This window comes from Streptomyces sp. NBC_01439 (assembly GCF_036227605.1).
Lineage (GTDB): Bacteria > Actinomycetota > Actinomycetes > Streptomycetales > Streptomycetaceae > Streptomyces.
The window spans coordinates 6,665,114-6,679,253 of the sequence record NZ_CP109487.1; the positions used below are offsets into that span (position 1 = coordinate 6,665,114).

Sequence of the window (14,140 nt, forward strand, 5' to 3'; positions counted from 1 at the left end):
CAGACTGGCCGCGTGAGCATTTCGTCTGATGTGAACGCCGCCGTGGGACCCGTCGAGAGCGTGGCTCCCGCAGGCCGCCGCCCCCGGGTCGGGTTGCTGGGCACCGGCCCCTGGGCGCACCGCACCCACGCCCCCGCCCTCGCCGCGCACGCCGGCTCCGACTTCGCCGGCGTGTGGGGCCGCCGTCCCGAGGCCGCGGCCGAGCTGGCGCACGAGTACGGCGTGAAGGTGTACGAAGACCCCGACCAGCTGTTCGCCGAGTGCGACGTCGTCTCCTTCGCCCTGCCGCCCGACGTACAGGCCGCCATGGCCGTCCGCGCCGCCGCCGCGGGATGTCACCTGCTCCTCGACAAGCCCGTCGCCACCACCCTGGAGGACGCCCGCGCCGTCGCCGAAGCTGCCGCGCGCCACCAGGTCGCCTCCGTCGTCTTCCTCACCCTGCGCTTCGCCGAGCCCACTGCGGGCTGGGTCGAGGAACAGGCCTCACGCACCGGCTGGTTCACGGCCGCGGCCCACTGGCTCGGCGCCGTCTACCCCTCCGACGGAACGCCCAGCGCCTACGCCGACTCGCCCTGGCGCAAGGCCAAGGGCGGGCTGTGGGACGTCGGCCCGCACGCCCTGTCCGTCCTGATCCCGGTCCTCGGAGAGGTCACCGCGATCAGCGCCACCCCGGGCCCCTCCGACGTGGTCCAACTGGCACTTCGGCACACCTCCGGCGCGGCCAGCACCGCCGTGCTCAGCCTGAGCGCGCCGCGCGCGGCCGCCGGGGTCGGGCTCGAACTGCGCGGCACCGAGGGCGTGCACCAACTCCCCGGATGGAGCGAGGTTCCGGACGCCTACGGGCGCGCCCTGGACGCGCTGCTCACCGCGGCCCGGACGGGGGTGCCGGATCCGCGCGGGGCGGAGTTCGGGGCCCGACTGACGGAGATCCTGGCCGAGGCGGAGGCCCAGCTCCCTACTTGATCACCGCGTTCGCCACGATGATGGCCAGGCCGATCGTGGCGTCCGCCATGCCGATCGCCAAGGCGGGGCCCAGCCGATAGCCCACGCGGAGCGCGACGAGCGCACCCCAGGTGAACAGCAGCGCGGTGTTCAGCCCCAGCCCGACGGCGGTCACCGCGTAGGCGTCCCAGTCGAAGAGCCCGGCGGCGACCAGCAACAGGACGGTGGGCAGGGCGGCCACGATCAGCGGCCACTCGTTCCACAGCGCCAGGCCCAGCATCCGCCACCGGTGCCCGGCGGACTCCCCCCGGTGGGAGGCCATGTGGTGCGAGTAGCCGTGCGCGAGTCCGGCGGTAGCAGCCGTCACCAGCACCCAGCTGGCGTCGTAGTACGGGGTGAACGCCTCCCCCTTCTGGTGCAGCGCGGCCAGCAGCGCACTGGCCAGCACGGTCCCGTACACCCCACCGAACATCCAGTCGGCCCCCCGCCGCCCGGGTCGTGAGCCCGCCCCGGAGGGGAGGTCCGGCCGGGCAGCCCGGCCGTGTGGCTGCTGCTCCTCGTTCACAACGGGTCCCTTTGATCTGGTACGTCACAATTTGCCGCTCTGGCCACCCTAGGGGTCGGGAGGTGGAGGCGGGGTGAAGGGGGCCGGGGTCGGGTGGTGCGGCGGGGGCTTCGGTGGGCGGGGGTGGTGGGCGGGTCGGGATGAAGGGGGCGGGAGCTACTCGATCGGCATCAGGGATGGGTTTGGTGGTTTCCCGTCAGTCCGATCGTCTCCGTGTCGGGCCGGTCCCTCAAGGGCGCTCCTTCGTCGCGTCGCTTCGCGATGTCGCTGCGCTCCACCCTTGACCGACCGTCCCGCCACGGAGAACCGAAGACTGCCGAGAAACCCCCAAAAGAACGGGCCGGGCACTCAAGGACCAGGACGGGCAGTTGGAGACACCCATCCCTGTCGGGCGCGAAGAGCCACGACCGAGAGACGGGGCCCATCCCGACCCGGGCCCGCGTCGGGGGAAGCGCCCCCGATCGCTACGCGCTCCGCACGTCTCAGCGTCCAACGGCCGTCTTGGGCTGGTCATGGGCCGCCCACGGCCCCAGGTGCTGTCACTGATGGCGTCCGACGACCGGCCGGGGCCAGCGACCAACCGTCCACGGCGTCGGGTGTTCTTGCTGGGCGCGCCCCGGCGGCCGCCTTGGGTTGGACATGAGTCGCCCACGGCGTCGGCCGTTCCCGCCGAGGATGCCCGGCGACCGTCTGCGGCCGGCCACAAAGCCGCAGACGACCTTCAGGTGCTTCCCTCGAGAGGCGCCTGACGGCTATCCGGGGGCGGAGAGGCGTGGAGCAGCGGCTATTTCGTAGTGGGTGCGGGTCAGTGCGTGCGGGTGGCCCGAGAGGTCGCCGGTTTGCCCTAACTGCCCCTATTTGGAAGTGGGTTTGTGGTGTCGTGTTCGCGCTGACCCGCATCCACTACGAAATAGCCGAGCTGCGGGCCGTCCGCCCCTCCCATCCGCTCTCATCCCACTGACGACAGCCGGCCGCGGGCATGGAGAAGCGCGTAGCGATCCGAGGCGGCCCGCGGTCGGCCACGGACGGTCTCCGGACGCCTTCGGCGAGAGCGCCCGAGGCCGTGGGCGGCTTGTGGCCAGCCCCGAGACGGCCGTCGGGACGCGTGTCGAGCGTCGGACTCGGGGCCGTGGGCGGCTTGTGGCCAGCCAGAGGCGGTGGCCGGGCGCGTTCGGTGGGAACACCTGGGGCCGTGGGCGGCCTGTGTCCGGCCCCGAGGCGGCCGTCGGGACGCAGGTCGAGCGTAGGACCTGGGGCCGTGGGCTGGCTTATGCCTACCGCCGGGCGGTCGTCGGACGCATATCGAGCGCCGGACCCGAGGTCATGGGCGGCTTATGCCCAGCCCCGGCCGGTCGTCGGACGCCATCAGTGAGAGCACCTGGGGCCGTGGGCGGCCCATGCCCAGCCCAAGACGGCCGTCGGGCGCTGAGAGATGGGGGGCGCGTAGCGATCGGACGCGCCCACTGACCCGGGCCCGGGTCGGGATGGGCCCCGTCTGGGGATCGTGGCCTGCCGGGATCTGCCTGGGTGTGTCCGACTGCCCGTCCTGGTCCTTGAGTGCCCGGCCCGTTCTTTTGGGGGTTTCTCGGCAGTCTTCGGTTCTCCGTGGCGGGACGGTCGGTCAAGGGTGGCCGTAGGCCATCACGCAGTGACGCGACGAAGGAGCGCCCTTGAGGGACCGGCCCGACACGGAGACGATCGGACTGATGGGAAACCACCAAACCCATCCCTGATGCCGATCGAGTAGCTCCCGCCACCCCTTCATCCCGACCCGCCCACCACCCCCGCCAAGGAGTCGAGCGCCCGGGCGAACGCCGAGTCCGAGGGTGCCGCGTAGCCGACCACCAGGCCTTCGCGGGGTGGGCTCGGGTCGGCCGGGTGTTGGTAGGACGACAGGCCGTCCAGGGCCAGGCCCGCGGCGCGGGCCGCCGTGAGGGCGGGGGATTCCCGACCCGGGGGGAGTTCCAGTACCGCGTGCAGGCCGGCCGAGATGCCCGTCACCCGGACCTCCGGGGCGCGTGCCGCCAGTACGGTGACCAGCTGGTCACGGCGGCTCCGGTAGCGCAGGCGCATCCGGCGCACGTGGCGGTCGTACGCCCCGCACTCGATGAAGTCGGCCAGCGCCAGCTGGTCCAGCGTGCTCGCCCAGGACTCCCGCAGCCCCTTCGCGGCCAGCACCTGGTCGCGCAGCTGGTCGGGGAGGACCAGCCAGCCCAGGCGCAGCGCGGGGGAGAGGCTCTTGCTCAGCGAGCCCGCGTACACCACGTGTTCGGGGGCCAGTCCCTGGAGCGCGCCGACCGGTTTGCGGTCGTAGCGGAACTCCCCGTCGTAGTCGTCCTCCACGATCACGGCATCGGTGCCGCGGGCCCATTCCACGGCGGCGGCCCGACGTGCGGGCAGCAGGCGGCCGCCCGTCGGGAACTGGTGCGCCGGTGTGAGCAGCAACGTACGGGCCCGGGAGGGGAGTTCCTCTCCCAGTCTTCGACCGGGAGCCACCCCCAGCCGGGCGCCGTCCTCGTCGACCGCGACGGGGTGCGGGCGGACCCCGGCGTCCCGGAGGATGCCGTGATGGAAGGGGAGCCCGTACGCCTCGACGGCCCAGTCGCGGGGCCGGACGGACGACAGGAGCCGCAGTCCGTTGGCGAAACCGGAGCAGATCACGATGTTCTCGGGGCCGCAGCGCACGCCGCGCGCCCGGGACAGGTAGCCGGCCAGGGCCCGCCGCAGTTCGGGGCGGCCCTGCGGATCGCCGGGCCCGAAGGCCTCGGTGGGCGCCTCCGCCAGGGCCCGGCGGGCGCTGGCGGCCCAGGCGGCGCGCGGGAAGGAAGCGGCGTCCGGCTTGCCCTGGAGCAGGTCGTGGCGGGGCCGGTCGAGTGCGGGCCCGGCCGGGGCGGCCGGTGCGTCGGTGGTGGCGACTCCCTCGGCGACCATGGTGCCGGAGCCCTGCCGGGCCGTGAACCAGCCCTCGGCGACCAGTTCGGCGTAGGCGTCGGCGACGGCGTTGCGGGCCAGCCCGAGGTCGGCGGCCAGGGTCCGGTACGGCGGCAGCCGGGTCCCGCCGGCCAGCCGGCCGCTGCGCACCGCACTGCGCAGGGCCTGGGCGAGCGCGGTCCGCCGGGCGCCCCCGGCGGGGAGTTCCAGGTGCAGGTCGGCGCCACCGGGCCCCTGGTCGGGAGCGGTCACGGGCGTGGCTCCGGTGCGAAGACGGCGTGGGTGGCCGTCAGGAAGCGGCGCACGGTCTCCCGTTCGGCAGGGTCGAAGGAGCCGAGCACCTGGAGCACCCCGTCGATCAGGGGCCCGAAGAACTCCCGGCCCAGACGGATCGCCGCCGGCTCCACGCGCAGCAGGGTCCGGCGCCGGTCGTGGTCGTCGCGGACGCGTGCCACGTGGCCGAGCCGTTCGAGGCGGTCGATCACGGCGGTGGTGCCGGCGGAGTTGAGGCCGAGCCGGGCGCCGAGCAGGCCCGCGGTGGCCGGTTCGGCCGCGCGGGCCGCGTCGAGCAGGCAGATCAGGGCGCGTACGTCGGTGGGGTGCATGCCGTTGCGGGCGGCGAAGTCGGCTTGGCGCAGACCGAATTCGACGGTGACCGCGCGGAGGAGGTGCACCAGTCGAAGGTCGTCGGGTTCCTCGATTACCGGTTCCCGGTGGTCCGGTTCCCGGTGGTCCGGTTCCCCGTGGTCCGGGTCCCTGCTGTCGTCCATGTCGCCCCCTGGCGGAATCTCTCGTTGAGCGAGATTATCGCCCAGCGAGGTATTGGATGAGATGGATGACCCATCGGGACGACCCATCGGGATCACCCGTTGCACGAGCCATGGGGGCGGTACATGCACCGGACGTCTTCCTTCCGCGCCGCCTACGACGCGGTGCTCGGCCGGTGGCCCGGCCCCGTCGAGGCCGTCGATCTGGCCACCCCGTACGGGGTCACCCGCGTCAACCGGTGCGGTCCGGCCGCCGCGCCGCCGCTGGTGCTGCTTCCCGGCGGAGGCTCCACTTCCACCGTGTGGGGCGCCTGCGTCGCGGCCGGGGCGGCCCGCGCCCACCGGGTGCACGCCGTCGACCTGGTGGGGGACCCCGGGCCAGCGTTCCGGCGCCCGACCGGGCGATCCGGTCCCCCGGGGACCTGGTCGGCTGGCTCGACGCCGTCCTCGACGGGCTGGGCCCGCAGCGCCACGGGCCGGTGACCCTCGCCGGGCACTCGTACGGGGCCTGGATCGCCGCCCACTACGCCACCCGGCGCCCGGACCGGCTCGGCCGCCTGGTGCTGCTCGACCCGACCCGGGTCTTCGCGGGGCTGCGCCCGGGCTACGTACTGCGCGCGCTGCCCGTGCTGGTGCGGCCCACCCCGGAGCGGATCCGCTCCTTCCTGACCTGGGAGTCCCGCGGGGCCGCGCTCGATCCGGCCTGGCTGCGGCTGCAGGAGGAGAGCGCCGGCTTCCCCACCGTCCGGCCGGTCACCGGGCCGCGCCCCGACCTGGCCGGGCTCGCGCGGTCCGCCGGCGCGGGCCCCCGGGTCGACGTGCTCTTCGCCGGGCTCGCCGGCTGCCACGACTCCGGCCGCGCGGCCCGGGCGGCGCGCGAGGCGCTGCCGGGCGCGCGCGTCGACGTACTGCCCGGGGTCCCGCACCACGCGCTGCCGCTGACGGCGGCCGCGGAGATCGCCCGGCGCCTCTCCTAGCCCTTGCGGGACAGGGCCTCGCGGACGGCCTCCTCGGAGCGGCCGACCACGGCCGTGCCGTCCTCCGCGGTGATGATCGGGCGCTGGATGAGCTTCGGGTGAGCGGCCAGGTGGGCGATCCAGAGTCCGCGCGCGGCATCGGTCTCCTCGCGCGGCAGGTCCCGTACGCCGGTCTCCTTGGCCAGCGGGTCCGAGGTGCGCGTGATGTCCCACGGCTCCAGCCCGAGCCGGCCGAGCACCTCGCGGATCTCGCCCTCGGAGGGCACGTCCTCCAGGTAGCGGCGCACCGTGTAATCGGCGCCCTCCGCGTCCAGCAGGGTCAGGGCGCTGCGGCACTTGGAACAAGCGGGATTGATCCAGATCTCCATGGCGCCAACCCTACCCAGGGTCGGTCTGGCCAGGGGCTTTTGTCAGTGGTCCCCGGTAAAATCGAGGAAGAACGACAGGACGCCAACTACCGTTTGGGAGGCTGTAGATGGCCACTGCCACCACCGTCCAGCACGTCAAGAAGAAGCCGCTGCCGGCGGGGCTGCCCCGCGAGTGGTACGAGAGCCACAACCGCCGTCTGAAGGCGATGCGGTTGGCGATATCCCTGCTCGACTCGGGGACGTACGACGCCCGCCGTGCCACCAACCGGAAGATCCGGACGATGGCCGTTCGGACGGGGATCCACCGGCCGTCGAACGTCACCTGCAAGATGGTGCGCGCGTTCATCATGGAGTCGTAGCCGGCAGCCGTCGCCGCAGCTCGTCACCCACCGCATGGCAGGGCCCCGGCCGGCCGGGCAAAACCGGTCGGGGCTTCCGGCAGCGGTCCCGCAAGATGATGTCTATGCAGCACGTCGAGTTCTTCACGTACATGTCCGACCGCCTGTGGGGCATCCGCGTCGACGGGGCCGACCTGCGCGTCCACGCCGCGGATGCCATCCGCCCCCTGTGGCTGCAGGAGGAGAGCCCCTACGAGCGGACGCCGGAGGACACGGAGGACTTCCTGTTCAAGCAGTACGCCGGAATGACGGAGAGCACCCTCGGTGACCCGGTACGCCACTTCCTCGGCGACGCCGCCCCGGAACTCCGGAACACAGCGGCGGACGCGACCGCGGTGCTGGGCTGCCCCTGCAGCATCTGGGAGTGCTGGCCCCTGTTCACCCACATCACCGCCACCCCCGAGACCGTCACATGGTCCGGCTTCCGCCAGCCCCACCGGCCGGCCTGGGGCGAACTCCCCATCGGACCGTTCGTCTTCCCCCGGCCCGTCTACGAGAACGCGCTCGCGCACGCCGTCCACCATGCCGAGGACCCCCTCACGGCCCTGCCCCCGTCCGCCGCGGCCGACGGGGCGTAACCCCGGGCGGTGACCCCGGTGGCCCCGGTAGCCGCGAGCCGTGGGCACGGCCTACGCAGTCGGGTCCCGTCCGTCCAGGGACAGCAGCAGTAGGGCCACGTCGTCGTTCGGGCCGCCCTTCGTGAAGGCCGCGAGGTCCTGCCACACCGCCCCGACCAAGCCCGCCGGGTCCCGTGCCAGTACGGGTACCCGGGCGGCCAGCGGGTAGAAGTGCCCCGCCGCGTTGCGGGCCTCCGTCACGCCGTCGGTGTGCAGCAGCAACTGGTCCCCGGGGAGCACCGCCAGCTCCGTCGCCACCGGCGGCGTCGGACCGGCGAGCCCCAGGCCCAGCGGCGGCCCCGGCTCGACGATCACCTCCTCCACCGCCGATCCGCGGACCCGCAGGGCCGACGGGTGCCCGCACGACACGATCCGTACGACGTCCAGCCCGGGCGGGAACTCCAGCAGCATGGCCGTGGCGAACAGCTCCGGATGCTCGACCGACGCGGCTGCCGCGTCCGCCACCAGCCGCCGGTCCAGTCGGGCCGCGACCGCCCCGAGTCCGACGTCGTCGATCACGGCCTCGCGGAAGGCCCCGAGCAGCGCCGCCACCGTGCCGACCGCCGCCAGTCCGTGCCCCTGCACGTCCCCGACCAGCGCCCGCACCCCGTACGGCCCGGCCCGTACGTCGTACAGGTCGCCGCCGACCAGCGTGCCGTGCTGCGCCGCCCGGTAGAGGCCCGAGCAGCGCACCGGACCCACCCGCTCCGGCACCGGTGGGAGGACCGCGAGCTGGGCCGCCTCCGCCACCGTCCGTACGCTGACCAGCTGCGCGTCCCGGCGCTGGCGGACCCAGGCGATCACCACGCTGAGCACGCCGACGACGGCCACCGTGGCCAGGTCCGTGCCGCGGGCGTTGGCGACACCGAGCGAGTGGACGCCCAACAGCAGAAGGACGATGCCGGCGAAGACCGCGGTCCCCGCCGCCCCGTACGCGAAGGCGGCCACCGGGGGCAGACCGGCCAGGAAGAACCCGAGCTCCGCGCCCGGGGTGACCGCCTGGGCCAGGACCAGTACGACCAATGCTGCCGCGGGCGCGATCCGGGCCCAGCGCGGCGGCGGCTCGCCGCGCAGCCAGCCCGCTTCCTGCCGTCGGCGTCTCACCCCTCCACCCTGGTACGGCGGCCGGGCCCGCGCACCCCGGACCGGCCCGCCGGGTGGCCCTGTCGGCCCCGGGCCGCGACAGTGGTGGGCGTGACGGCAAGCGAAGGCGCGGGGAAACGGCCCGGCAGGGCGCACGTCGAGGCGCACGGCGAGGGCGGCGCCGGCTCGCAGAGCGGGGAGATCAGCACGCGGCTCAACTGGCTGCGCGCGGGTGTGCTCGGTGCCAACGACGGGATCATTTCCACCGCGGGTCTGGTGGTCGGCATGGCGGGGGCCACCACCTCGCGTTCGGCGATCCTGGCGGCGGGCGTCGCCGGGCTGCTGGCGGGCTCGTTGTCGATGGCGGCGGGGGAGTACGTCTCCGTCAGTTCCCAGCGGGACTCCGAACGGGCGGCGCTCGACCTGGAACGCCGGGAACTGGCCGAGGAGCCGGAGGCGGAGCTCGACGAACTCACCGACCTGCTCGCCGAGCGGGGGCTCAGCCGGGAGGTGGCGCGGGAGGCCGCCGAGCAGCTGACGGAGCGGGACGCGCTGCGGGCCCATGCCCGGGTGGAACTGGGGATCAACCCCGACGAGCTCGCCAACCCGTGGCACGCGGCCTTCGCCAGTCTCGTCGCCTTCACGGTCGGGGCGCTGCTGCCGCTGCTGGCGATCATCCTGCCGGGGCCGTCGCAGCGGGTGCCGGTGACGGTGGTGGCGGTGCTGGCCGCGCTGACGCTGTGCGGGGTGATCAGCGCGCGGCTGGGCGGGGCGCGCGTGCCGAGGGCGGTCGCCCGGAACGTGGCCGGCGGCGCCCTGGCCATGGCCGTGACCTACGCGGTGGGCACCTGGCTCGGCACCACCGCCTGACCCGCGCCTCAAACGCCGGCGGGGCTGAAATCCAGCCCCGCCAGGGGGCACCTCCCAGCGGTAGCTGGGGGAGTTTGAGGCGCGGGCGCGGAGCGCCGTGTGGTGACGCCCGCCAGGGCACGTGCGTCCGGCGAAGGACGACGACGCGCCCCGAATACCGCCGGGCCAGCGCAGCGACCCGGCAGGATGGGGGCATGCGGATTGCTGTTACCGGGGCGACCGGGCTCATCGGAAGTGCACTCGTGCGGTCCCTGCGGGCGGACGGGCACGAGGTGGTGCGGTTCGTGCGGCGGGAGCCCGTCGGCGCGGACGAGGCGCGGTGGGATCCGGCCCGCGGGTACGTGGACCCCGCCGGGCTGGCCGGCTGCGGTGCCGTCGTGCACCTGGCCGGCGCCGGGGTCGGGGACCACCGGTGGACGGCCGCGTACAAGAGGGAGATCCGCGACAGCCGGGTGCTCGGCACCGCCGCGCTCGCGAACGCCCTCGCCGCCCTCGACGAGCCGCCCGCCGTCCTGGTCAGCGGTTCGGCCGTCGGCTACTACGGGGACACCGGTGACCGGGCCGTCGACGAGGCCGCCCCGGCCGGGCAGGGGTTCCTGCCCTCGGTCTGCGTGGAGTGGGAGGCGGCGGCCGCTCCCGCCCGGGAGGCCGGGATCCGGACCGCGTTCGCCCGTACCGGGCTGGTCGTGGCCCGAGAGGGCGGAGCCTGGGGGCGGATGTTCCCGATCTTCCGCGCCGGCATCGGCGGCCGGCTCGGCAACGGCCGCCAGTACTGGTCGTACATCTCCCTCCGGGACGAGATCGCGGCCCTGCGGCACATCATCGACACCCCGGGCCTGTCCGGCCCGGTCAACCTGACCGCCCCGGAGCCGCTGACCAACCGCCAGATCACCGAGGCCATGTCCCGCGTGCTGCGCCGGCCCGCGGTGCTGCCGGTACCGGCCGTGGCCCTGCGCGTCGTGCTGGGGGAGTTCTCCGAGGACGTGCTGGGCAGTCAGCGGGCCCGGCCCGCGCGGCTGCTGGAGTCCGGCTTCGTCTTCCACGACCCCGGCATCGAACAGGCGATCCGCGCCACGCTCTGAGATCCGCGTGCGACCACCGTGCGACCGTTCGTGACCCATATGCGACCGCTGTGCGACCGGAGTTGACCGCAATGTCACGCCGAACTCGGGTTCCCCTTTAACCGGTTGAGGGAAGGAGGATCCCCACACAGCCGCGCCGACCTCGGGGAGGGGCACGTGCTCAGCAGCTCACACCATGCCGCACACCATGCGGACGTCGTCATCGTAGGAGCCGGGGTCTCAGGACTCGCGGCCGCGCAGCACCTGATCGCAGCCGGAGTCACGGTCACCGTCCTGGAAGCCGCGGACGACCCCGGCGGGCGGATGGCCACCGAGTCCGCCGACGGGTTCCGGCTGGACCGGATCGGGCAACTGCTCAACACCTCGTACACGGAACTCGAACGCACCCCCGGCCTGCGGGCCCTGAACCTGCGCCCCTTCACCCCGGGCGTCCTCGTCCACACCGACGGGAAACAGCTGCGGGTCGGGGTCCTCACCCCGGCCCGGGCCCTGGCCAGCGGCTCCCTCGACCAGGCCCGGATCAGCGCCGCCCTCGGCCGGCTCGCCACCCTGCCCGAGGAGAAGCTGCTCGCCCGTCCCGAACGCACCGCCCACGCCGCCCTGCGCTCCCGCGGGCTGCCGACGCGCACCCTGAACGGTGCGCTCCGCCCCCTGCTCGCCACCCTGCTGCGCGACCCGGAGCTCACCACCTCCAGCCGGGTCGCCGACCTCGCCCTGCGCACCTTCGCCCGCGGCCGCCTCGCCGTGCCCGAGGGCGGCGCGGCGGCCCTGCCCGACCTGCTCGCCGCCGCCCTGCCGCCCGGCACCGTACGGACCGGGGTCCGGGTCCGGTCGGTGGCGACCAACCTGGTGACCACCGAGGAGCACGGCGACTTCCGCTGCCGTTCCGTCCTCCTGGCCACCGGGGCCCGCGCCGCCGCCGAGCTCCTGCCCGGCCTGCGCGTGCCCGCCTTCCACGAGGTCACCGTCCTGCACCACGCCACCACCGCACCCCTGCCCCGGGACGGCTCCCTGCTCCTGGACGGGGACCCCGCCTGGCCCGTATCCCACACGGCCGTGATGAGCGCGGTCGACCCGACCCGGGCCCCGGCCGGCCGGAGCCTGGTCAGCACCACCGTGCTCGGCCCGCCGCCGCCCGTGCGCACGGTCGCCGCACGGCTGGCCCGGCTCTACGACACCCCCACCCGCGAGTGGGAACTGCTGGCCGTCCACCACACCCCGGAGGCGGTCCCCGCAATGCCACCGCCGCACGACATGCGGCGTCCCGTACGGGTACTGGCCGGGCTCTACGTGTGCGGCGACCACCGCGACACCAACACCGTCCAGGGGGCCCTGCACTCGGCCCGGCGCGCCGCCGGCGCCGTCCTGCGCGACTTCGGCATCCGACTCCCGGTCACCCCGGAGCCCGCACTTCCGGTGGCGGCCTGAGAACCACGGCCGAAGCGGGGGCCCGGTCCTGTGCACAGGACCGGGCCCCCGCCCCCTGCCCCGAGGGCGCTCCGGGCGCTCAGGGGTGCTTCGGAATGTTTCGGGGCGTTTGTGGACGCTATGTAGCGTTTCAGGACAGGGCGGCCACCCGGTCCCGGTAGGTCCGCACGGCAGAGGCGTCCCGGTACGGCTCCAGCCGCCGCTCGAAGTCCCGTACGTACTCCACCGCCCGCACCGACCGCATCTCCATCGCCTGCTGCGCCGCCTCCGCACCCAGCGCGCACGCCTGGTCCAGCTCGCCCAGCCCCAGCCGGGCCGTGGCCAGCACCACCCGGCAGAACAGTCGGGACCGGGCGTACGCCGGCCCCCGCAACTGGAGGGACCGCTCCGCGTGCTGCGCCGAGGCCCGGTACTGCTGGAGGTCCCGGTGGCAGTGCCCGAACTCGTCCGCCAGCTGCGCCTCGTCGTAGAACCGGGCCCAGTGCGGAACGTCGTCCCCCGGCCGGGCCGCGCCCAGCGCGCGCTCGGCCCGCACCAGGGAGGCGGTCGACGCCCGGACCTCGCCGAGGACCGCGTGTCCGCGTGCCTCCGCCGAGTGGAGCAGGGCCTGCACCACGGGCGGCGGGCCGGAGCCGACGCCCTGCTGGGCCACCCGGGCCAGTTGCACGGCCTCGCGGCCGTGACCGAGGTAGACCGCCTGCCGGCTCATGGTGACGAGCACGTACGAGCCGTACGGGCGGTCCGCGGCCGCCTGCGCGAGCCGCAGCGCCTGCACGAAGTACCGCTGGGCGAGCCCGTGCGCGGCGATGTCGAAGGAGGTCCAGCCCGCGAGCCGGGTCAGATCGGCGGCGGCCGAGAACAAGCGCCGCCCGGTGGTCTCCCCGTAGGTCCCGCGGAGCATCGGTTCGGCCTCGTGCTCCAGGTAGCGCACCAGGGCCTGCCGGGCGTGCCCGCCGCCGTAGGCCTGGTCCAGGGTCCGGAACAGCTCGCTGACCGATCTCAGCGCCGCGATGTCCCCGCCGGTCACCCGCTGCCCGGGGCCGCGGTCGATCTGCCGCTGCCGGGGGACCGAGGTCCGCCCCTGCAGCGGGACGCGGGCCGCGGAGGGTTCCGCGCCCCGGCCGACCCGCTCGTCGGCCCGGCCGATCAACCAGTCCCGGCTGGGCACCACCAGCCCGGCCGGGGTGAAGGCGATCTTCCGGAGCTCGGCGTGCGAACCGGAGTCCTTGCGCCACAGCCCGCTCGCGATGTCCACGGCCTCCTCCGGGGTGGCCGCGAACTCCAGCCCCGCGTACACGGGCGCGCAGGCGTCCAGCCCCAGGTCCTGGGCGGAGAGCCGGCGTCCGAGGCGGCGGGTGAAGACCTCGGCGATCAGCGCCGGGGTGGTCCCGCGGGGCTGCTGCCCGCGCAGCCATCGGGTCACGGAGGTCTTGTCGTACCGCAGGTCGAGACCGTGCTCCAGGCCTAGCTGGTCGACGCGGCGGGCGAGGCCGGCATTGGAGAACCCGGCTTCCGCGATCAGCGCCGCGAGCTGCCGGTTGGGGACGCGCTGGGCAGGTCGTTCCGTCATCGGCTCCACGGTTTCCTGACGTGACGGACCGGGGTCCCGGCCCTGTGAACGGCGTGAATGTAGCGGCGAACTTCGCCGATGCCGCCCTCTCTGCCCCACATTCATCCGATCGTGTGCAGAATGCGTAGGGCCCTTTACGGACCGGACCCCTCCGCCCACGTACGCTGCGGGCCATGACCCCTCGGCCCCACGGGGCGCACCTCCCCGAGGAGCGAACCGAATCCACCGTCCCGCTGTCCCCGCCCGAACTGACCGAGGCGGAGTGCCGGCGCTGCGGCACCTACATCGCCGGGCTCGACGGGCGGTACGCGTGCGGGGTGTGCGGCTGGGTCAACGACCACTCGGAGGGCCACCGGCGGCTGCCGCGCGCGGACGAGGACCCGGACCGGCCGCTCAAGGGGCGGCGCCGGCCGAAGCAGCTGCCGGGGCCCGTGCCGGAGCCCGAGCCCGTGTCCGAGCCCGTGTCCGAGCCCGTGTCCGAGCCCGCGCCGCGGCCCGCGCCGGGGCCCTGAAGGGGCTCGTGCGGGTCGCCGTACCCTTGC

13 protein-coding genes and 1 pseudogene are annotated in these 14,140 nt (G+C 74.5%); 8 read left to right on the plus strand and 6 right to left on the minus strand.

Translation table 11 applies throughout. The features are described 5' to 3' along the window. The first annotated feature begins 42 nt into the window (after window positions 1–42). Window positions 43–963 carry a Gfo/Idh/MocA family protein gene (locus OG207_RS30210; RefSeq protein WP_402694937.1) on the plus strand — a complete coding sequence of 307 codons (921 nt, stop codon included), beginning with the start codon at window positions 43–45 and terminating at the stop codon, window positions 961–963. Here the strand turns inward: OG207_RS30210 and OG207_RS30215 are convergent. The 3 genes from OG207_RS30215 to OG207_RS30225 all read right to left on the minus strand — a co-directional run bounded on the left by OG207_RS30215 (window position 956) and on the right by OG207_RS30225 (window position 5,208). Continuing rightward, entirely contained in the window at window positions 956–1,414 is a 459-nt protein-coding gene (locus OG207_RS30215) for a hypothetical protein (protein WP_329102699.1), read from the minus strand. The genes OG207_RS30210 and OG207_RS30215 overlap by 8 nt on opposite strands. 1,854 nt (window positions 1,415–3,268) lie before the next feature. Then, entirely contained in the window at window positions 3,269–4,690 is a 1,422-nt protein-coding gene (gene pdxR / locus OG207_RS30220) for a MocR-like pyridoxine biosynthesis transcription factor PdxR (protein ID WP_329102701.1), read from the minus strand. After that, window positions 4,687–5,208 carry a MarR family transcriptional regulator gene (locus OG207_RS30225; RefSeq protein ID WP_329102702.1) on the minus strand — a complete coding sequence of 174 codons (522 nt, stop codon included), beginning with the start codon at window positions 5,206–5,208 and terminating at the stop codon, window positions 4,687–4,689. Before OG207_RS30225 ends, pdxR begins: the two co-directional genes overlap by 4 nt. Window positions 5,209–5,331: 123 nt before the next feature. On the opposite strand from OG207_RS30225, the pseudogene OG207_RS30230 reads away from it, so the two are divergent. Beyond that, window positions 5,332–6,182 (plus strand): annotated as a pseudogene (locus tag OG207_RS30230) (alpha/beta fold hydrolase). On the opposite strand, the gene OG207_RS30235 reads toward OG207_RS30230, so the two are convergent. After that, window positions 6,179–6,550 carry an ArsC/Spx/MgsR family protein gene (locus OG207_RS30235; RefSeq protein WP_329102704.1) on the minus strand — a complete coding sequence of 124 codons (372 nt, stop codon included), beginning with the start codon at window positions 6,548–6,550 and terminating at the stop codon, window positions 6,179–6,181. The pseudogene OG207_RS30230 and the gene OG207_RS30235 sit on opposite strands and share 4 nt — an antisense overlap. A gap of 107 nt (window positions 6,551–6,657) precedes the next feature. Here OG207_RS30235 and OG207_RS30240 point away from each other — a divergent pair, with 107 nt between their 5' ends. Then, complete coding sequence (locus OG207_RS30240; RefSeq protein WP_030012991.1) at window positions 6,658–6,909, plus strand: hypothetical protein; 252 nt, start codon at window positions 6,658–6,660, stop codon at window positions 6,907–6,909. 104 nt (window positions 6,910–7,013) lie between these two features. Beyond that, a complete protein-coding gene (locus OG207_RS30245) occupies window positions 7,014–7,526 on the plus strand; it encodes a hypothetical protein (RefSeq protein WP_329102706.1) in 513 nt (170 codons plus the stop codon). A 51-nt stretch (window positions 7,527–7,577) separates the two neighbouring features. Here OG207_RS30245 and OG207_RS30250 read toward each other — a convergent pair whose 3' ends face one another. Then, complete coding sequence (locus OG207_RS30250) at window positions 7,578–8,669, minus strand: PP2C family protein-serine/threonine phosphatase (RefSeq protein WP_329102708.1); 1,092 nt, start codon at window positions 8,667–8,669, stop codon at window positions 7,578–7,580. Between the two features lie 90 nt (window positions 8,670–8,759). Between OG207_RS30250 and OG207_RS30255 the strand changes: the two genes are divergently transcribed. The 3 genes from OG207_RS30255 (at window position 8,760) to OG207_RS30265 (ending at window position 12,028) form a co-directional block, all read left to right on the plus strand. Beyond that, on the plus strand, window positions 8,760–9,518 hold the full coding sequence (locus OG207_RS30255; RefSeq protein WP_402694923.1) for a VIT1/CCC1 transporter family protein: 759 nt from the start codon (window positions 8,760–8,762) through the stop codon (window positions 9,516–9,518). Between the two features lie 194 nt (window positions 9,519–9,712). Further along, the gene (locus OG207_RS30260) at window positions 9,713–10,600 is read left to right on the plus strand and encodes a TIGR01777 family oxidoreductase (RefSeq protein WP_329102709.1); all 888 of its coding nucleotides are present in this window, start codon (window positions 9,713–9,715) and stop codon (window positions 10,598–10,600) included. Between the two features lie 156 nt (window positions 10,601–10,756). Next, a complete protein-coding gene (locus OG207_RS30265) occupies window positions 10,757–12,028 on the plus strand; it encodes an NAD(P)/FAD-dependent oxidoreductase (RefSeq protein WP_329102711.1) in 1,272 nt (423 codons plus the stop codon). A gap of 130 nt (window positions 12,029–12,158) precedes the next feature. Here OG207_RS30265 and OG207_RS30270 read toward each other — a convergent pair whose 3' ends face one another. Continuing rightward, window positions 12,159–13,598 (minus strand): regulator, encoded by a 1,440-nt coding sequence (locus tag OG207_RS30270; RefSeq protein WP_329102713.1) that lies wholly within the window; start codon window positions 13,596–13,598, stop codon window positions 12,159–12,161. A gap of 173 nt (window positions 13,599–13,771) precedes the next feature. Here OG207_RS30270 and OG207_RS30275 point away from each other — a divergent pair, with 173 nt between their 5' ends. Next, window positions 13,772–14,110, plus strand: coding sequence for a hypothetical protein (locus OG207_RS30275; protein WP_329102715.1), 339 nt, complete (start codon window positions 13,772–13,774; stop codon window positions 14,108–14,110). Window positions 14,111–14,140 lie beyond the last annotated feature (30 nt).